We start from the raw sequence: 17,231 nt of genomic DNA, 5'->3' as shown, positions 1-17,231 counted from the left end.
AAGCGGAGAAGTGCGTTACTTCTCCGCTTTTTGTATCGAGAAAACCCCCAGCTAGGCTGGGGGTTCCGTAAAGCTTACAGCTATAAGTCAGTTATATAACCCCTTTCAATTTGATAAAAACGTCTTGTGGTCTGGCAACTGCAAGAGTTAATTAAGAATTGAAAGGGGGTCCCAATGGGGGACGAAAAGAGCTTAGCGCACACGCGATAGAATTGTAAATATCATGTAGTTTTTGCACCTAAGTACCGAAGGCAGGTGTTCTATGGTNTTTTTGTATCGAGAAAACCCCCAGCTAGGCTGGGGGTTCCGTAAAGCTTACAGCTATAAGTCAGTTATATAACCCCTTTCAATTTGATAAAAACGTCTTGTGGTCTGGCAACTGCAAGAGTTAATTAAGAATTGAAAGGGGGTCCCAATGGGGGACGAAAAGAGCTTAGCGCACACGCGATAGAATTGTAAATATCATGTAGTTTTTGCACCTAAGTACCGAAGGCAGGTGTTCTATGGTGAGAAACGAAGGGCAGTAGGCGAGATACTTAGAAAACTATGTGAATGGAAAAGTGTGAATATTATTGAAGCGGAGTGCTGCGTAGATCATATTCATATGCTTTTAGAAATACCACCGAAGATGAGTGTTTCATCATTTATGGGGTATTTGAAAGGAAAAAGTAGCCTGATGCTATATGAGCGATTTGGAGATTTGAAGTTCAAGTACAGGAATCGAGAATTTTGGTGTCGAGGGTATTATGTAGATACGGTAGGAAAAAATACCGAGAAGATACAAAGTTACATAAAGCACCAACTAGAGCAGGATAAAATGGGAGAGCAATTATCGCTCCCGTACTCAGGTAGCCCGTTTACGGGCCGCAGGAAATAGTCATATGCAAATGTCAGATCACTATGCGCCTGCTAGGGCGCTGCCAGTAGGAAAGCCTTATAGGCGCATATGAAAAACCACCGGCTATGCCGGTGGATACTTTTTTATCACGTCGGCTGTTAATTATACGCGCGTGCGACACGTCCAAGTGATGACAGTTGATAATGTTCAGCGTATGCGGGGATGAAGATTGAGTGACCTTTTTTCACGGTTAGAGACTCACCATTGTCATGGGTTAAGGTCGCATCAGCATCAATGGCAAAGATAATTTCGGCACTGTTGATTTTCACGTTAACTTGCGCGGCATTGAGGTAAATCGCAAACTTAAAATCGCGGACTGGGACAGGGAACAATAATGCTCCATTTTCTTCGATAGGTTTCAATAACAGGCTTGAAGCGGGTTTTTCTTCAAATAGCGTGCATGATGCGAGCTCTTCAATATCCATGTGTTTGGGTGTTAGGCCAGCGCGCAACACGTTGTCTGAATTGGCCATGATTTCAAGCCCGGTACCTTTCAAGTAGGCGTGTGGCGTTCTGGCGTCTAAAAACATGGCCTCACCCGGAGCTAAAGTGAGTACATTGAGCATTAATGGAGAAAATAGACCGATATCACCGGGGTACTGTTGTGCCAGCTCTAAAATGAGCTCAAAAACATCATCATCTGAATGATGATGGGCATACGCTAATAATGCATTCACCGCATGTTCTTTTTGCTCGCCAGTTAATGATAGCAATGCACTAAAAAAGGTTTTTAAACCTTGTGATGTTGGGTTGTGTGCAAAAGCATCGACCAGGGTTGAAATCGCATTGATATTCAGCGTTTGAAATTGTTCAACAATCTCTGTGATTGGGCGAAACCCATTCATCGCTTGATAAGGGGTAAGGGCGTAAACCAATTCCGGCTTGTGGTTAGGATCTTTATAGTTGCGATGTCCGGCATTGAGTGGGATCCCCGCTTGGTTTTCTTTCTCAAAACCAATTTCCGCTTCTTGCTTACTTGGGTGAACTTGAATCGAAAGGGCGTTCGCTGCGGCAAGTACTTTGAAAAGATAAGGTAACTCACCAAAGGTTGTTGCAGTAGCAGCAGAAAGAAACGCTGTTTTATCTTGGTTGATCATCTCAAGCAACGAAACAGGTTCTCCATTCACATGAATTTGTGAGCATCCATTTGGGTGTGCTCCCATCCAAATTTCTGCTTGTGGAACGTTGTTTGGGTTAGCAATATCAAACAAGTGCTGAATCGAAGTCGTGCTTCCCCACGCATAGTTTTGGATGACATTGTCCATCAAAAAGAAAGGTTGTTTGTTATTGGTCATAGTACATCTCACAAAAAATCAAAATAAAAACAAAGCAGCAGTACATAGAGTAAGCGAAATAAAAAACTCCCGAGTTAAAGCGGGAGTACAACATAAAGTCAGAAGCTCAGCGTTGATGAACATCAAGCACTCTCGGGGGAGAGTGCTTGATCATTAAGCCGTTGCTTGTTGTAATTTCGCTTGGCGCATTTTTTTCAGAGTGATACAAACAACACCTGTCACTACAGCACCGGTTGCCATGCAAAGCAAAGCTAGCAAAGGCTTATTCATGGCACCGAGCAATGCTACTACAGGACCGCCGTGGGCAACACTGTTTGTAATACCAAAAGTGAACGCCATAACCGCTGCAACCATCGACCCCAAGATGTTTGCTGGAATGACTGACATCGGATCTTGCGCGGCAAATGGAATCGCCCCTTCAGAGATACCAACCAAGCCCATTGCACCGGAAGCTTTCCCTGCTTCAATTTCAGAGGCTTCAAACAAGTTCAGTTTACGGCCCAGAACGGTTGCTAAAGCCATACCGAGTGGCGCGACTGGAATGGCACACGCCATTGCACCCATAAATTGAGTTTGACCGCTGGCAATCATACCAACAGAGAAGAGGAATGCCACTTTGTTAAATGGGCCACCCATATCAAAGCCAGCCATGCCACCGAGCACAATACCGAGCAGTATCACGTTACCTGAGCTCATGCTCGTAAGTAGTGCGGTTAAGCCATCCATCAAGCTTGCAATCGGCGCGCCGATAACAAAAATAAAGAGCCCAGAGATAAAGAGTGAGCCTGCGATGGGTGCAATCATGATTGGCACAAGTGGTTGAATAAACTTGTGAAAATGGATGCTTGTTAACCATTTGATGAAATAACCGACTAAAAGGCCTGCAATAATGGCACCGATAAAACCTGTACCGGCATCTGCGCCGTAGAATGACCCGTTGTTAGCGATCCAACCACCAATTAAGCCAGGAGTCAGAGCGGGGCGATCGGCGATCGCATACGCGATGTAACCTGCAAGAATGGGGATCATCAACGTAAAAGCAACCACACCGACGTTCAGCACTTGGTTCCACATACTGCCGTCAGGAATGGCCATACCAGCTTCGGTTGGCTCGCCGCCAATAGCGAGTGCTAAAGCAATCAACAAACCGCCAGTAACAACGAATGGGATCATATGCGATACACCATTCATCAAATAGCGGTATAAATCGGAGCGAGCTTGCGCCGCTTTGCCTTTCCCATCTAAAGTCTTGGCACTGGCATCGGCTTGATATTTTGGTGCGCTGAGGGCTTTTTCAATCAACCCTTTTGCATCACGAATCGGCGCTTTAACACCAGTTTCAATCAGTTTTTTACCCGCAAAGCGCACCATGTCAACTTGCTTGTCGCAAGCCACGATGATCGCATCAGCTTTAGCGATCTCTTCATCCGTTGGGCTGTTTTTCACCCCAATCGAACCGTTGGTTTCGACTTTAATTTGATAACCCATCGCGGCGGCCCCTTTTTCCAGCGCTTCAGCGGCAAGATAAGTGTGTGCAACACCGGCTGGGCAGCCCGTTACGCCAATCAAAAAGCCTTTATTAGCTTCAACATCGGTTGCTTTTTCGGTTTTTTGTAGCAACAAATCTAGCGCTGCTTGCTCTGTTTTGGCGTCTAAGAAACGTTGGATGAACCCTTCTTCAATCAGCTTAGAAGAGAGCTCTGCCAGCACTCCAATATGATGATTTGAACCACCATCAGGAGAGGCTATCATGAAAAATAATTTAGAAGGCAAGCCATCTTCCGCGCCATATTCGATACCGCTTTTGCTGATGCCTATCACAACTGCAGGCGAGATAACGGCGGAACTTTTGGCATGAGGCAGCGCGACACCATCTTCAAATCCAGTGTTACCAAGCTCTTCACGAGCATAGATATCGGCTAAAAACTGCGATTTATCGCTGATGCGTCCTTGTTCTAACAGTACATCGACCAGCTCTGAGAAAACGCCATCTTTTGATGTTGCTTTCAAATCAAGCCGGATCAAGTTCTCATTAATGAGTTGAGTGATCATGTTTCGTCCCCTATATGGTTTTTATCCCCTTCGCACTTAGAGCTGAGCCATGTTGGCTGAAACTTCAAACTGTTTGGGGATATTGTTATTGCGCACCGCGCTTTTTGTTGGAGATATTGTGAGCGCCTCGGGTGAACAGTGGTAGTGTACGAAACTGGCATTTACTGGATTATTGTAACCTGTGGCTGCAAACGTGATCAGGCTCTTATTTTGGTTTTAGGGTGATAATTTGAATTTATGATTAATTTTTTATTTTAATTCAATTAGATAAATTGATTATTTTGCTTTTTCGATCGGAGTTATCGAATGCGTAATGATTGGTGATTCATGAGGTATTGGATTATAGTTGCCTCGTTTATTGATGGGTATAGGGTGAATTTTGTGATCCCAGTATTTAAAAATGTGATTGAAGTGCTGCTCTCGGAGCGAGAAAGTTTTAATCGAATATGGTTTGCTGGGGACAAAATAACGCCGCCAGCGTTCAGTTACCAAGTCAATTTCCCTCGTCTAGAATTGGTTTTAAGCGGCGTGTATAGCAATGAAATCGAAGAGATTGAACACGGTATCAGTAAGGTCAACATTTTATCTGGTGATGCGCTTTATATACCCCCGAACTGCTGGAATAAACCCGATTGGCAAGAGAGCTGTTCGGTCTTGAGTTTGCTATTTGGCCGTCGTCAAATGGGGTTTAGTTTGGTCAGTAAACACAAAGGCGAGAGTGGTTTTTATGATGTTCAGAAACACAGTATCCCAACGCGTACTGGGCACGCGATTGATCACATGCTCGAAGGGCTAAATGCATTAGCACGTGAGCCTCAGAAAAGCCCAATGGACGAACATTTGTTGTTGGCTCTGTTGAGTTACAGCGCCACAATGCTTGATCAACCGACCGCTTCTCCTAAAAAGCGCAGTGAAGATTTATATCAAGGCATCTGCATCTATATCCAAGAAAATTTTCATCGCAATATTTGCCGTGACAGCATCGCACAGCGGTTTAACATTTCCGCCAACCATTTATCGCGCATGTTTCGCCAACAAGGACACATGACTCTTGCTGATTACATCACTTGGGTAAGAATTGAACGGGCAAAATTTATGTTGAAGAAATACACCTTTCGTTTAGCCGAAGTGGCCACGCGCTGTGGATTTCAAGATGTGAATTATTTTTTCCGCGTATTTAAAAGCAAAGCGGGTATGACTCCATCTGAATATCGAACTCTGTCGCAATAAAGCTATTCATTTTGTATTGGGTCGCACGGCTTAGCCATCACGTGCAGCAAAATGGCTTTAAGGGTTTCTTCTCTTTTTGCCGTAAGTAGCCATTGACGATGTTCCTCTTCCAGCAACCAACGAGTTAACTGCGTGACCGGTTTAATCACGGTTCGCGGCGCTGATGTCGGCAGTAATAAGGTGATGATCAGCGACACATCGCCGGATTTTTCTGACCATGATAGCGGGTTTGCTAACCAGTGAACCGCCAGTGTTGGCTGGGCAACTCGTGCGTGAATGATATGGGGTAGCGCTATTCCACGGCCAATAATGGTCGGGGAGATGGCTTCTCTTTTTTCCAGCGCATGCAAAATATCATGGCAATGTGCGGGCATGATCTGCTTAGCAATCGTGTCGAGTGCCTCTGATTTGCTAACCACTGAGCCTAATGTGGCGTAATGCCACTGTAGCGAAAAAGGCAGTTGAAAAGCTAGGTGGGTGGCAAACGCCAATTCCGCTTTAGCATTTTGTTTGTGCGATGTTGAAATAAGCAGTGTGTGCTCGCGTAAATACTCTGTCATCACCATACAGGCCAACTCGGCGTCGAGCCCTTCAATGGCAATTTGGCATACATCTCCCGGGTTTGAACCAAGGCTTAACACTTGCAGTGTATGGTTGAGCATTGCCTTGTTGTCGCGCGTGATGTTAAACAGCACCACCACCGAGCGAAAATGGCGGTTGAGATCTTTCAATTCATTTAATTGCCAGCTGACTAGACCGCCTGCTTTTAAAACAAAAGTGATGCGCGTTGTGATCATCGGCGGTTACAAATGACGATCTAAAACAGATTGAGCGTTCGTTAACACTTCTTCAATGGACACCTGAACCGTTTTGCAACCAACAAAACGTTCACGCTGTTCAATGTCGATATCTGAAGCGATGAGGATCAGATCCGCGTTGACAATATCTGCCACTGTCAGTGGGTTCTCGACACCCATTGCTCCTTGGGTTTCGACTTTAATTGAGATATTACGCTTATTCGCTTCTTTTTTGAGTGCGTCTGCGGCCATATAGGTGTGCGCGATGCCTGTTGGACAAGCGGTTACTGCGATAATTTTCATAACGAAAGATAATAAAGAAATGATGAGTGAGTATAAGGAGGATGAAAGCGTGACTCAACCGAAGTTTACGCTAAGCCAGTACCCTAATGACTGTAGCACTCAGGCTACTCGGCTTTGCACATAAACTTTGCACTGGCCGTAGAATAGGGAAGCCCATCATAAAAAATGGTGCTGCACAGATAGTAAATGTGACGTTTTTGTTTGATAAGATGCGCTTCGACTTGCAACGGTACATTCAGTGGAATAGGGTGCACATAACGTACGTTTAGCTCTGCCGTCATCGCATAAATGCACTGTGCAAACAGACAATGCGTCATGGCAGCGTCATGTAAAGTGCTGATAAGTCCACCCTGCATGACCCCTTGATAGCCTTGCATCTTTTCTGTTGCTACAATCTGTGCGCATACGCTCCCCGTTTCTGTTTGGTTAAATTGCAGTGTGTGCGTTTCAGAAAAGAACGGGGCACAACACACCGCGCAGTGGCAATGTTGTATGGGAGGTTGAATGTTCATAAGTTCACCAAACTGTTTTTAAATGATTAGGAGAAGAAAATGGCAAGACCCAAAAAAATTCGTCGTGTTTGTGGTCAAGTGGCGTATGCATGCTTCAAACCCAACGGTGTCAAATTATCTGAATTGAACACAGTAGATTTACTGCTAGAAGAACTTGAAGCGTTGCGTTTGGCTGATAAAGAGGGGCTTAGCCAATTACAAGCGGCTACGCAGATGGGCATATCGCGACAAACCTTTGGTAATATCGTTAACCAAGCAAGAGCGAAAGTCGCGACTTGCTTGGTGGAAGGTCATGCGTTGATGTTGGTTGAGCGCTAACGCTCGTGATCAGGTTCTTGAATTTGATACAACACCTTCTGATGCTCATCACAAACGTCTACGCAGTTACATTCTCTTTCAATATCGATATTTGCTAACCCACCACAACTGCCTTGCAGCGAGCGGCGGCGAAACAAAACACCGATCGCCATCAAGACAATAATGCCAATAAAAAACGCAAAGGTTATAACATAAGTCATTATTTTCCCTCGACAATCGCTTTTACTTTCAGCACTTTCTTCAACGCTTCTATGGTAGTTGGTGACAGCATTCTGGGTGCCAGTTTGTTATGTTTATCCACTTTCTTCGATCCACATTGACTAGCACAACGTTTCTTCGATTTATTGGCTGAAGGCTTGCCAAAAGAGACGTCGGTGACGGGCAGAAGATGGTTTGGATGAAGTGATGTTAATTGGCTGCCTCTTGGTGCGTAATATACCTCAATCTTCTTTTCTAAAATTGCTGCTAACATATTTTGTCCGATATTGCGGACGATAACAGCGTCCACTCTATTCTCTCTTAGCAGTGCAAGTAGCTGTTTTTTGTGGCCACAACTGCCCTCGGTTTTAGTAACGTCAATACGTTGGCTAGTGGCGGTGGTATCGTCCACAATCATCAATTGAGGCGCTTTGGCAAAGTGATTAAAAGGCGAGTTTTGATCACAAGGGATGGCATAAATCATCATGGCTCCTAAAGTTTATCGGGTTCTTGTATTTAAAATACACCTTATTACTGGCATATGCCAATAATAAGAATGACAATGTAAGAATTCATTAATTAAAAGTCGTGGTGCTGTTTGGTAAATCGAGACCCGATATGGTGTAAAAATACGCGAATAAATTGCAGGCGTATGTAACAAGCCTCATCTACACTTTGTGAGCAGTCAAATGAAAGTTAAATCTATTGCATATTGGAAACTCGCAAGTGTAAACGTTAACATCTGGTGTTTTGAGAGGTATGATCTCTTTCGTGGTGGATCGCACTTTTAAAAAGAGAAATAGGTCTCGATGTTACATTACGTTACGTATGATTACTTAGTTTTGTAATAGTTATCAAACTATTCACAAGAAACTGCATGAAAATGCGATTTCAAAACTGAAATTTTAACTGGTTCACATTAATTGTTTGTTTTACTACTATACTTTGAAAGGTAAACGTTTTCACTGCTGTTTCTCAGAGTTAACGTTTCTCCCCCTACACAACGTAATAACAACACTAACAAATAGGACTTGTTCAATGAGAAAGTTAACTACTTTAGCCATGCTTGCGGCTGGTATGAGTTTCGGCACTCAAGTCATGGCTGACACAACGATCGGTGTGACCGTTTATAAGTACGATGATAACTTTATGTCAGTTGTTCGCCAAGCAATTGAAAAACAGGCAAATAATGACGGCAACACCAAGGTTTTGATGAATGACTCACAAAACAGCCAATCAATGCAAAATGACCAAGTGGATGTCATGTTGGCTCGTGGCGTGAAAGCACTGGCGATCAACCTTGTCGACCCTGCAGCTGCACCAAGTATTATTCAAAAAGCGAAAATGGATGATGTTCCTATCGTTTTTTACAACAAAGAACCGAGTGCTAAAGCGCTCGCTTCATATGACAAAGCCTATTATGTGGGTACAGATTCAAAAGAGTCGGGCATCATCCAAGGCGATCTCATTGCGCAACACTGGAAAGCCAATCCTGCTTGGGATAAAAACGGTGACGGTGTACTGCAATATGTAATGCTGAAAGGCGAACCAGGTCACCCAGATGCGGAAGCTCGTACTTCTTATTCTGTGAAAACCATTAACGAAAATGGCATCAAAACAGAAGAGCTACACATGGATACTGGTATGTGGGATACCGCCATGGCAAAAGATAAAATGGATGCTTGGTTATCTGGCCCCAACGGCAGCAAAATCGAAGTCGTGATTGCCAATAATGATGGTATGGCGATGGGTGCGATTGAAGCGTTACGTGGTGCGGGTGCGAAAGTACCAGTATTCGGTGTTGATGCGTTAGCAGAAGCATTAGCATTAGTTAAATCTGGCGACATGGCAGGCACTGTGCTTAATGATGCAGATTCACAAGCGAAAGCGACATTTGAACTTGCACGTAATTTAGCCAACGGCAAAGCTGCAACCGAAGGCACTCAATGGGAAATGGCCAATAAGATTGTTCGTGTTCCTTATGTTGGTGTGGATAAATCGACACTCGAGTAACCTAAAGTTCAAGGGGGAAGTCATTCCCCCTTTACTCCCTAACTTATAGGGTGTTTATACAATCAATAATAAATAATTGCTGATTAAATTTTATTTAATATTGAATGGTATTAATCAAAGAATAAATAAGTGATGCCATGGTAAATCAAGAGCATGAATTTCTGTTAGAAATGACAGGAGTGAGTAAAGAGTTTCCCGGGGTTAAGGCATTAGATAAAGTTAATTTGAAAGTTCGACCACACTCTATTCATGCGTTAATGGGAGAGAATGGTGCAGGTAAGTCGACGCTATTAAAATGCCTTTTTGGAATTTATGATAAAAACGAAGGTGATATTATATTTTTAGGCGAACATGTGAATTTTCAATCGTCTAAGCAAGCTTTGGAAGCGGGTGTTTCCATGGTCCACCAAGAGCTTAACCAAGTATTACAATGTTCTGTAATGGATAATATTTGGCTAGGGCGTTACCCAAAGAAAGGACTCTTTGTCGATCACGATAAAATGTATCGCGATACCAAAGAGATCTTTGATGAACTCGATATTGATATAGACCCGAAAATTAAAGTGGCTAAATTATCGGTATCACAAAGGCAGATGGTCGAAATAGCGAAAGCGTTTTCTTACAACGCGCGCATTGTGATCATGGATGAACCCACGTCCTCTTTGACTGAAAAAGAGGTATCGCATCTTTTTACTATCATTAACAAGTTGAAAGAAAAAGGCTGTGGCGTGGTGTACATCTCTCACAAAATGGAAGAAATATTTACTATTTGTGATGAGATAACCATCTTGCGTGATGGGCAATGGGTTGATACGAGGCCGTTGAAAGGGCTCGATATGGACAAAATCATTTCGATGATGGTTGGCCGTGAATTAACACAGCGCTTTCCCACAAAGACCAATGTGCCAAAAGAAATTATCCTCGAAATCAAAAATTTAACAGCACTGAACCAACCCTCTATTCAGGATATTTCGTTTGATCTCAGAGAAGGTGAAATCTTAGGTGTGGCTGGGCTCGTCGGTTCAAGACGCACTGATATTGTGGAAACCATTTTTGGGGTTCGTGAGCGTAGTAACGGCCACATTATGTTACATGGCCGAGAGATGAAAAACCGTGATGCGCATGAAGCGATCAATAGTGGTTTTGCGTTGGTGACAGAAGAGCGTCGTTCAACCGGCATTTACAGTAATTTAGATATTACCTTTAACTCTTTGGTTGCCAATGTGGATGAATACAAAACCAAATTAGGTTTACTGAGTAATAAAAAAATGAGGAGTGATACACAGTGGGTAATTGACTCCATGAGTGTAAAAACACCTTCTCATGAAACATCAATCGGTTCTTTGTCTGGTGGTAATCAGCAGAAAGTCATTATTGGCCGTTGGTTGTTAACTCAGCCAGAAATATTAATGCTTGATGAGCCGACTCGGGGTATTGATGTCGGAGCAAAGTTTGAAATTTATCAATTGATATTGGAATTAGCGAAAAAGAATAAAGGGATTATTATTATCTCTTCCGAAATGCCAGAGTTGTTAGGCATTACCGATAGAATATTGGTGATGAGTAATGGCCGAGCTGCGGGAATCGTTAATACTAAAGACACTTCACAGAATGAAATATTAGAGCTGGCCTCTCGTTACCTCTAGGGAAATTATTATGGATTCAGTTAAAACATTTGCAATGAAGCACCTAAAGGAAGGTGCGATCTATGCGGTTCTATTTATTCTTCTGGCAATTATTATTATTCAGGAGCCATCATTTTTAAGTTTACGCAACTTTAGTAATATATTAACGCAATCTTCAGTGCGCGTTATTATTGCATTGGGTGTGGCGGGGCTGATTGTAACGCAAGGAACCGACCTTTCTGCTGGACGTCAAGTGGGTTTAGCCGCTGTAATTTCGGCAACACTTTTACAATCAATTGATAACGTCAACAAAGTATTCCCCAGCATTGGTGACGTGCCGATTGTGGCTGTGATTCTTTGTGTGTGCGCGATCGGCGCGATCATCGGCTTAGTGAACGGTGTGATTGTTGCTTATTTAAAAGTAACGCCGTTTATCGCCACATTAGGCACCATGATCATCGTCTACGGGATTAACTCTCTCTACTACGATTCGGTGGGTGCATCTCCAATTGCAGGTTTTGATGAGCGTTTCTCTTCATTCACTCAAGGTTTTATTCGATTTGGAGATTTTAGATTTTCGTACATAACCTTCTACGCCATTATCGCGATTATCTTTACATGGATTTTGTGGAATAAGACCGTTTTTGGTAAGAACATTTTCGCGGTCGGTGGTAACCCAGAAGCCGCAAAAGTTTCTGGTGTTAATGTGCCACTGACGCTACTGAAAGTGTATGCTTTATCGGGTGTGTTCTATGCGTTTGGCGGTATGTTGGAAGCTGGCCGTATCGGCAGTGCGACCAATAACCTTGGCTTCCTGTACGAGTTGGATGCGATTGCAGCCTGTGTTGTGGGTGGCGTGTCATTTGCTGGCGGTGTCGGAAGCATTGCGGGTGTGGTCACGGGTGTGCTTATCTTCACTGTGATCAACTATGGTATGACCTACATTGGCGTGAGCCCTTACTGGCAGTACATCATTAAAGGCGGCATTATTATTTTCGCTGTCGCGTTGGACTCAATGAAGTACGCGAATAAGAAATAGCCGCCTAAGAGCAAAAATACAATTTTCGACATTTAATCGCCGAAAATTATCGAAATAAAATAAACAAAGAGCGCTTTTATCGGCGCTCTTTTGCTATTGCCCAGTAGGAAGCGTACGTTTTTCAAAATAGCGTACAATCTCCTCGATCAATATTTTGATACGTGACGGTTGGTGATCACGATTGGGATAGAGCAGATGCAAGTCCGATCCTGTGGCCAAATCGTGTGAACTAAAACTTTGCCGATAATCTTCCAAGAGAAGAACGAGTTTCCCAGCATTGAGGTCGGGTTGAATATCGAGTTGTGATTTGAGTGCAATACCTGCGCCTTCGAGTGCCCACTGACGAATCACTTCGCCATCATTAGACAAACGTGATGGTTTGATCAGAATATCTTGAACGACATCTCCTTTAAGAAAAGACCAACGCGTTAATGATTCACTTTTGCGTAGCATACCCAAGCAAGCATGCTGTTTGAGATCCTCTGGGTGCGTCGGTTGACCATGACACGCTAAATATGCGGGTGAGGCACAAAGAACGCGGCGACTTGTTGCTAATTTTCTGGAAACCAATTGACTATCTTTGAGTGTGCCGTAACGCAATACCAAATCAAGTTTTGTTTCATATATCCCTAACACACTGTCACTAAAGGTAATCTGAGGCACAATTTTAGGATGTCTTGCTAAGAAGGAGTCGAGCAGTGGCAGCAAATGTTGTCGCCCGAGATCTTTGGGTGCTGAAATTTTTATATTGCCTTCCAAGTGTGTTTTCTCGGCGAATAGCGAAGACTCGACTTCAGTGATGTTGGCTAAGGTTTGTAAACATAATGGATAGAAACGTTCGCCGGCTTCCGTCAATGCAATTTTACGTGTGGTTCTTTGCAGCAATTTCACGCCATAGTGGCGTTCAAGCTCTTGCAGTTTTAGTGTGACTGAAGCGGCGGACATATTGATGGCTTTTGCGGCGGCCGCCAACCCTTGTTGCTCAACAATGGCAACAAAGACCTCCATGTTCAATAATTTGTTCATTAAGATTCTATATCGCAGTTATTGTTAAGTAATCCTAAATACTCTTTTTAATTATAGCTAGATTATTTAGTGATTCTTTTGTTATAGCCTATGGATAACAACCCAATACAGAGCGATTGAATGATGAGTAGCTTATTTTCCCCGATACAAATCGGTCCACTTTCTTTGAATAACCGGCTGGTAATGGCCCCGATGACGCGTGCTCGGACAAGTCAACCGGGTAATGTTCCCAACGACATCATGGCGCAATATTATGCTCAGCGAGCGAGTGCTGGTCTGATTATTGCTGAAGCAACACAAATATCAGACGATAGCCAAGGATACTCATTTACTCCTGGCATATACACGCCAGAACAAATAGTGGGTTGGCAGCAGGTCACTCAAGCCGTGCATGACCGCGGAGGAAAAATAGTGAATCAGCTATGGCATGTAGGGCGAGTATCGCATCCTGTTTTTCAACAAGGTCAAAAGCCGATGGCTCCTTCAGCTATTGCTCCAGTCGATACCAAAGTCTGGATTGCACAGCCGGGGAGTGCCGGTGAGATGATGGAATGCGTTGAACCAAGAGCAATGACATTGCAAGAGATTAACCAAGTGGTACGCGATTTTGCTAATGCTGCACACAATGCGATTGCGGCTGGCTTTGATGGCGTCGAAATTCATGGTGGTAATGGCTATTTGATCGATCAGTTTTTGCGAACCAATTCGAATCATCGCACTGATCAATATGGTGGCAGCAGAGAAAACCGCTTACGTTTTCTTATGGAAGTTGTGAGTGCAATCATTGATAAGGTTGGTGCTGACAAAGTTGGAGTTCGCTTGGCGCCTTACATCACATTTAAAGATATGAACTGCCCAGATATCGTCCCAACGATTTTACAAGCCGCGGAGCAATTACAGAAACTCGGTATTGCGTATCTGCATTTGTCAGAAGCTGATTGGGATGATGCTCCACAAATCCCTGAAGATTTTCGCCGACATTTACGTGAGCTGTTCACCAATACCATTATTGTTGCAGGCCGATATGACGTTGAGCGAGCAAACCAAATCTTGGAAAACGGCTACGCTGACTTAGTCGCATTTGGGCGTCCCTTTATTGCGAATCCAGACTTAGTCGAGCGTTTGAAAATGAACCGTACATTATCGGCATTTGATCCAAGTTGCTTATTTGGTGGAGGTACTAAGGGATATACAGATTATCCAAACCATTCCTAAATCGAGATAGCCAGCAGTCGTTTGTTCTATGATTCTGCTGGCTTTTTTACAACTGGTTGGCCGTTATAAAGCAATGAGCCATTAACGCGCGCCAAAATGATACGCTAAAAGTAATAAGGCCACAGAATAAACATCCATGTGAATGCTGAAAATATCAACGCGATCAGTACGGCAGCTGAACCGATGTCTTTGGCGCGGCCACTGAGTTCGTGCCATTCGCTACCGACGCGGTCAACCACGGCTTCCACGGCGGAATTCATCAACTCCACAATCACAACTAAGACTAAGCAACCAATCATCATGATTTGCTCAATTTTAGTGACAGGCAAAAAGAAAGTAATGGTAATCAACAAAATTGAAGTGACAGTTTCTTGTCGAATAGCGGCTTCGTTTAGCCACGCGGCTTTCAGCCCTTGTATTGAATAACCTGTGGCATAAAACAGACGCTTTATACCCGTACGACCTGGTTTCATAAAATGAACAACCTAATAATGAATAACTATGACAATGGGCATGAGTGAATTACGTGTAGACGTAAAATAGCCTTCGCCTCGCACCCTCATGTTAAAAAAGAGAATCAATGACGTCAGTTCACTGATTCTCTTAAGTGGCCCGATATTAAACGCCCACCACGGGTAGTACAAGAGTAAAGCAAGCGCCTCCGAACACACTTTTAGCCACCGATACTTGGCCGTTGTGGCGTAAAACGATCTGTTTGACGATGGCCAAGCCTAATCCGAAGCCTGATTGTCGCTCTCCACGTGAGAGATCCGCGCTGTAAAAAGCATCAAAAATGAATGGCCAGTGCTGCGGGTCAACCCCTTCTCCATCATCATGGATATCAATTTGCACTGCTTGACCTGCGTTGATCACGGAGGTTTCAACGGCTATTTTGCTTTTGGCGTATTTCTGAGCATTACCCAATAAATTATCCAGAGCTCTTTTGAGAAGGTATGGATCGACTTGTAAAGTGGCGACTTGTGCTAATGGCAGCAACTGGATCTCGACTACGCTGTTGCTACGCCATTTACCTAGTATCGGTTCGAGCCAGTAATTGAGCTGAATTGTCTGCATATTGAGTTCGTTCTCTGGCCTTTCAACTTTCGCGTAGTAAAGAAGCTCATCGACCATCGTTTCCATCTCTTCGGTATCTTCGATGATACTGGCGACTTTCGCCGCTTGTTTTGGTGTCAGAGATTCATCGGCCAACATTTCTGCTTGCCATTGGATCCGAAAGATAGGGGTGCGTAACTCATGAGCTACGGCATTACTCAGCGCTTTATTGCTGAGCACCAAAGCGGAAATTTTGCTCGCCATGTAGTTAAAGCTTTTGTTTAAAGAGCCGACTTTATCGCCGCTTTTGATGGAGGCGCGAGCGGTTAGATCACCAGCGGCAAAGGCTAAGGTCACTTTTTCCAATTCACGCACTCGCCGACTGATGAACCAGATCAGCAACACACAGTACAGTGCAAAGCCGACGACAAGCAGCAAAAGTGAGAGATTATCTGCGAAGAAAATGGCTTGCCTCAGTGGTGATTCTTCATCGGGTTTAAAGCTGTAAATTGGTGAGGTGGACGTCAGGCGCAGCCATAAAAAACGATCATCATCGTAGTAGGTGTAGGCATTGGGGGCGGTGGTAAAGAAAAACGCTCGCACATCCGAGGGTAAGGTCTTTTCAGTATGCGTCTCTATCAGTTGTCGTGTTTTATCGGCATATTTTTTTAGTACATTTAAGGTGTTGGCTTCACCTTCATGCTGATAAATACGAGTGACCAAGTCATGAAATGCTTCAGCTTGATAATCTTCAAGTACGTAATCGTAGTCAGTACCAAGCTGGTAAACGACCAGTTCAATGGTAATGAGTGTCGCTAAAAAAAAGAGCAATAAACCAACAAAAGATTCAACGTAGATACGACGCATACAGGTTTCTTCTAAAATACGTGGTCATTACCACGTGTCTGGTACAAAAAGGTATCCTTTCCCTCGGACCGTAATAATGCGTTTCGGTGTGGAAGAATCATCACCGAGTTTTTTACGCAAAATGACAATCTTGTTATCGACGGTTCTATCAAGCCCATCGTATTCAATCCCGCGTAACGCTTTGGTTAATACATCCCGTGATAGGACTTGATCTGGTGTTGATGCCAGTAGCCACAGCAAGTCGAATTCGCTGTCGGTCATCGCTACGGCCTCACCATTCATTTCACACAGATGTCGAGATTGATTGAGAGACAAGGCCCCAAATTCAAGCACGGTTTTCGCGGTTTGAATTGGCTCGTTGTCGACTCTGCGCAGTAACATACGCATTCTTGCAAGCAAGACGCGTGGTTTAATCGGCTTTGTCACAAAATCATCAGCACCAATTTCCAGTGCTGCAACGTGATCAAAATCGTCATCACTGGCGGTTAGCATCAATATCTTACCGTTGTACATCGGACGGATCTGTCTACAAATTGTCAGCCCATCTTCACCGGGTAGCATTAAATCCAGTAACACGATATCTGGTTGTTGCTCTAAAATGACCGCGCTCGCTTTGGCACCTTCAGCAAGGGCAACGACGCTAATATCTTGACTTTCAAAGTATTCTGTTAACATTTCTCTGAGTTTTAGATCATCTTCAACGATGATTAAAGAGTGTCTATCCGTCATGGAGACTCCTAGATAGGTACGATGAACGACATGACAATCGCTGACATTGGAAAAATTTGAA

17 protein-coding genes and 2 pseudogenes are annotated in these 17,231 nt (G+C 43.8%); 8 read left to right on the top strand and 11 right to left on the bottom strand.

Annotated features, from left to right (window positions below; genetic code table 11):
* Positions 1–174: 174 nt before the first annotated feature.
* A pseudogene (locus tag AACT18_RS10800) lies at positions 175–312 on the top strand (transposase).
* Between the two features lie 103 nt (positions 313–415).
* Positions 416–877 (top strand): annotated as a pseudogene (gene tnpA, locus AACT18_RS10795) (IS200/IS605 family transposase).
* 119 nt (positions 878–996) lie between these two features.
* Here tnpA and manA read toward each other — a convergent pair.
* Positions 997–2,193, bottom strand: coding sequence for a mannose-6-phosphate isomerase, class I (manA, locus tag AACT18_RS10790; protein WP_202599036.1), 1,197 nt, complete (start codon positions 2,191–2,193; stop codon positions 997–999).
* A 153-nt stretch (positions 2,194–2,346) separates the two neighbouring features.
* Positions 2,347–4,245, bottom strand: coding sequence for a PTS fructose transporter subunit IIABC (locus AACT18_RS10785; RefSeq protein WP_094124954.1), 1,899 nt, complete (start codon positions 4,243–4,245; stop codon positions 2,347–2,349).
* 327 nt (positions 4,246–4,572) lie between these two features.
* Between AACT18_RS10785 and AACT18_RS10780 the strand changes: the two genes are divergently transcribed.
* Complete coding sequence (locus AACT18_RS10780) at positions 4,573–5,475, top strand: helix-turn-helix transcriptional regulator (RefSeq protein ID WP_017049831.1); 903 nt, start codon at positions 4,573–4,575, stop codon at positions 5,473–5,475.
* 2 nt (positions 5,476–5,477) lie between these two features.
* Here the strand turns inward: AACT18_RS10780 and AACT18_RS10775 are convergent, their stop codons facing one another.
* From AACT18_RS10775 to AACT18_RS10765, 3 genes are all read right to left on the bottom strand, one after another.
* The gene (locus AACT18_RS10775) at positions 5,478–6,272 is read right to left on the bottom strand and encodes a PTS sugar transporter subunit IIA (RefSeq protein WP_017049830.1); all 795 of its coding nucleotides are present in this window, start codon (positions 6,270–6,272) and stop codon (positions 5,478–5,480) included.
* A gap of 6 nt (positions 6,273–6,278) precedes the next feature.
* Entirely contained in the window at positions 6,279–6,575 is a 297-nt protein-coding gene (locus tag AACT18_RS10770; RefSeq protein ID WP_094125758.1) for a PTS fructose transporter subunit IIB, read from the bottom strand.
* Between the two features lie 104 nt (positions 6,576–6,679).
* Positions 6,680–7,087 (bottom strand): PaaI family thioesterase, encoded by a 408-nt coding sequence (locus AACT18_RS10765; RefSeq protein ID WP_019282873.1) that lies wholly within the window; start codon positions 7,085–7,087, stop codon positions 6,680–6,682.
* 39 nt (positions 7,088–7,126) lie between these two features.
* On the opposite strand from AACT18_RS10765, the gene AACT18_RS10760 reads away from it, so the two are divergent.
* Positions 7,127–7,405 carry a DUF134 domain-containing protein gene (locus AACT18_RS10760; RefSeq protein ID WP_141138076.1) on the top strand — a complete coding sequence of 93 codons (279 nt, stop codon included), beginning with the start codon at positions 7,127–7,129 and terminating at the stop codon, positions 7,403–7,405.
* Here AACT18_RS10760 and nqrM read toward each other — a convergent pair.
* On the bottom strand, positions 7,402–7,605 hold the full coding sequence (gene nqrM, locus AACT18_RS10755; protein ID WP_013856966.1) for a (Na+)-NQR maturation NqrM: 204 nt from the start codon (positions 7,603–7,605) through the stop codon (positions 7,402–7,404). The genes AACT18_RS10760 and nqrM overlap by 4 nt on opposite strands.
* The gene (locus tag AACT18_RS10750) at positions 7,605–8,090 is read right to left on the bottom strand and encodes a NifB/NifX family molybdenum-iron cluster-binding protein (RefSeq protein WP_231140389.1); all 486 of its coding nucleotides are present in this window, start codon (positions 8,088–8,090) and stop codon (positions 7,605–7,607) included. Before AACT18_RS10750 ends, nqrM begins: the two co-directional genes overlap by 1 nt.
* A gap of 551 nt (positions 8,091–8,641) precedes the next feature.
* On the opposite strand from AACT18_RS10750, the gene mglB reads away from it, so the two are divergent.
* The 3 genes from mglB to mglC all read left to right on the top strand — a co-directional run bounded on the left by mglB (position 8,642) and on the right by mglC (position 12,280).
* On the top strand, positions 8,642–9,616 hold the full coding sequence (gene mglB, locus AACT18_RS10745) for a galactose/glucose ABC transporter substrate-binding protein MglB (RefSeq protein ID WP_026027227.1): 975 nt from the start codon (positions 8,642–8,644) through the stop codon (positions 9,614–9,616).
* A gap of 137 nt (positions 9,617–9,753) precedes the next feature.
* Positions 9,754–11,262, top strand: a complete 1,509-nt coding sequence (gene mglA, locus AACT18_RS10740; RefSeq protein WP_013856963.1) for a galactose/methyl galactoside ABC transporter ATP-binding protein MglA — start codon at positions 9,754–9,756, stop codon at positions 11,260–11,262.
* Between the two features lie 10 nt (positions 11,263–11,272).
* Positions 11,273–12,280 (top strand): galactose/methyl galactoside ABC transporter permease MglC, encoded by a 1,008-nt coding sequence (gene mglC, locus AACT18_RS10735; RefSeq protein WP_013856962.1) that lies wholly within the window; start codon positions 11,273–11,275, stop codon positions 12,278–12,280.
* Between the two features lie 93 nt (positions 12,281–12,373).
* On the opposite strand, the gene AACT18_RS10730 is transcribed toward mglC, so the two are convergent.
* Positions 12,374–13,306, bottom strand: coding sequence for a LysR family transcriptional regulator (locus AACT18_RS10730; RefSeq protein ID WP_047689171.1), 933 nt, complete (start codon positions 13,304–13,306; stop codon positions 12,374–12,376).
* Between the two features lie 123 nt (positions 13,307–13,429).
* Between AACT18_RS10730 and AACT18_RS10725 the strand changes: the two genes are divergently transcribed.
* A complete protein-coding gene (locus tag AACT18_RS10725) occupies positions 13,430–14,521 on the top strand; it encodes an alkene reductase (RefSeq protein WP_202599050.1) in 1,092 nt (363 codons plus the stop codon).
* 104 nt (positions 14,522–14,625) lie between these two features.
* Here AACT18_RS10725 and AACT18_RS10720 read toward each other — a convergent pair whose 3' ends face one another.
* The 3 genes from AACT18_RS10720 to AACT18_RS10710 all read right to left on the bottom strand — a co-directional run bounded on the left by AACT18_RS10720 (position 14,626) and on the right by AACT18_RS10710 (position 17,170).
* Positions 14,626–14,994, bottom strand: coding sequence for a diacylglycerol kinase (locus tag AACT18_RS10720; protein ID WP_017046154.1), 369 nt, complete (start codon positions 14,992–14,994; stop codon positions 14,626–14,628).
* A gap of 145 nt (positions 14,995–15,139) precedes the next feature.
* Positions 15,140–16,441 carry an ATP-binding protein gene (locus AACT18_RS10715; RefSeq protein WP_094125331.1) on the bottom strand — a complete coding sequence of 434 codons (1,302 nt, stop codon included), beginning with the start codon at positions 16,439–16,441 and terminating at the stop codon, positions 15,140–15,142.
* 27 nt (positions 16,442–16,468) lie between these two features.
* Complete coding sequence (locus AACT18_RS10710; RefSeq protein ID WP_094125330.1) at positions 16,469–17,170, bottom strand: response regulator; 702 nt, start codon at positions 17,168–17,170, stop codon at positions 16,469–16,471.
* Between the last annotated feature and the right edge of the window lie 61 nt (positions 17,171–17,231).

The organism is Vibrio sp. V04_P4A5T148 (genome assembly GCF_963875605.1).
In the GTDB taxonomy this organism is placed as follows: domain Bacteria; phylum Pseudomonadota; class Gammaproteobacteria; order Enterobacterales; family Vibrionaceae; genus Vibrio; species Vibrio anguillarum.
The sequence above is the reverse complement of the archived record's forward strand: the minus strand, read 5'-3'. Positions and strand labels throughout refer to the sequence as shown.

Coding starts and splice junctions, on each gene's coding strand:
- manA (WP_202599036.1), bottom strand. CDS start 2,193: ATGACCAATAACAAACAACCTTTCTTTTTGATGGACAATGTCATCCAA.
- AACT18_RS10785 (WP_094124954.1), bottom strand. CDS start 4,245: ATGATCACTCAACTCATTAATGAGAACTTGATCCGGCTTGATTTGAAA.
- AACT18_RS10780 (WP_017049831.1), top strand. CDS start 4,573: ATGAGGTATTGGATTATAGTTGCCTCGTTTATTGATGGGTATAGGGTG.
- AACT18_RS10775 (WP_017049830.1), bottom strand. CDS start 6,272: ATGATCACAACGCGCATCACTTTTGTTTTAAAAGCAGGCGGTCTAGTC.
- AACT18_RS10770 (WP_094125758.1), bottom strand. CDS start 6,575: ATGAAAATTATCGCAGTAACCGCTTGTCCAACAGGCATCGCGCACACC.
- AACT18_RS10765 (WP_019282873.1), bottom strand. CDS start 7,087: ATGAACATTCAACCTCCCATACAACATTGCCACTGCGCGGTGTGTTGT.
- AACT18_RS10760 (WP_141138076.1), top strand. CDS start 7,127: ATGGCAAGACCCAAAAAAATTCGTCGTGTTTGTGGTCAAGTGGCGTAT.
- nqrM (WP_013856966.1), bottom strand. CDS start 7,605: ATGACTTATGTTATAACCTTTGCGTTTTTTATTGGCATTATTGTCTTG.
- AACT18_RS10750 (WP_231140389.1), bottom strand. CDS start 8,090: ATGATGATTTATGCCATCCCTTGTGATCAAAACTCGCCTTTTAATCAC.
- mglB (WP_026027227.1), top strand. CDS start 8,642: ATGAGAAAGTTAACTACTTTAGCCATGCTTGCGGCTGGTATGAGTTTC.
- mglA (WP_013856963.1), top strand. CDS start 9,754: ATGGTAAATCAAGAGCATGAATTTCTGTTAGAAATGACAGGAGTGAGT.
- mglC (WP_013856962.1), top strand. CDS start 11,273: ATGGATTCAGTTAAAACATTTGCAATGAAGCACCTAAAGGAAGGTGCG.
- AACT18_RS10730 (WP_047689171.1), bottom strand. CDS start 13,306: ATGAACAAATTATTGAACATGGAGGTCTTTGTTGCCATTGTTGAGCAA.
- AACT18_RS10725 (WP_202599050.1), top strand. CDS start 13,430: ATGAGTAGCTTATTTTCCCCGATACAAATCGGTCCACTTTCTTTGAAT.
- AACT18_RS10720 (WP_017046154.1), bottom strand. CDS start 14,994: ATGAAACCAGGTCGTACGGGTATAAAGCGTCTGTTTTATGCCACAGGT.
- AACT18_RS10715 (WP_094125331.1), bottom strand. CDS start 16,441: ATGCGTCGTATCTACGTTGAATCTTTTGTTGGTTTATTGCTCTTTTTT.
- AACT18_RS10710 (WP_094125330.1), bottom strand. CDS start 17,170: ATGACGGATAGACACTCTTTAATCATCGTTGAAGATGATCTAAAACTC.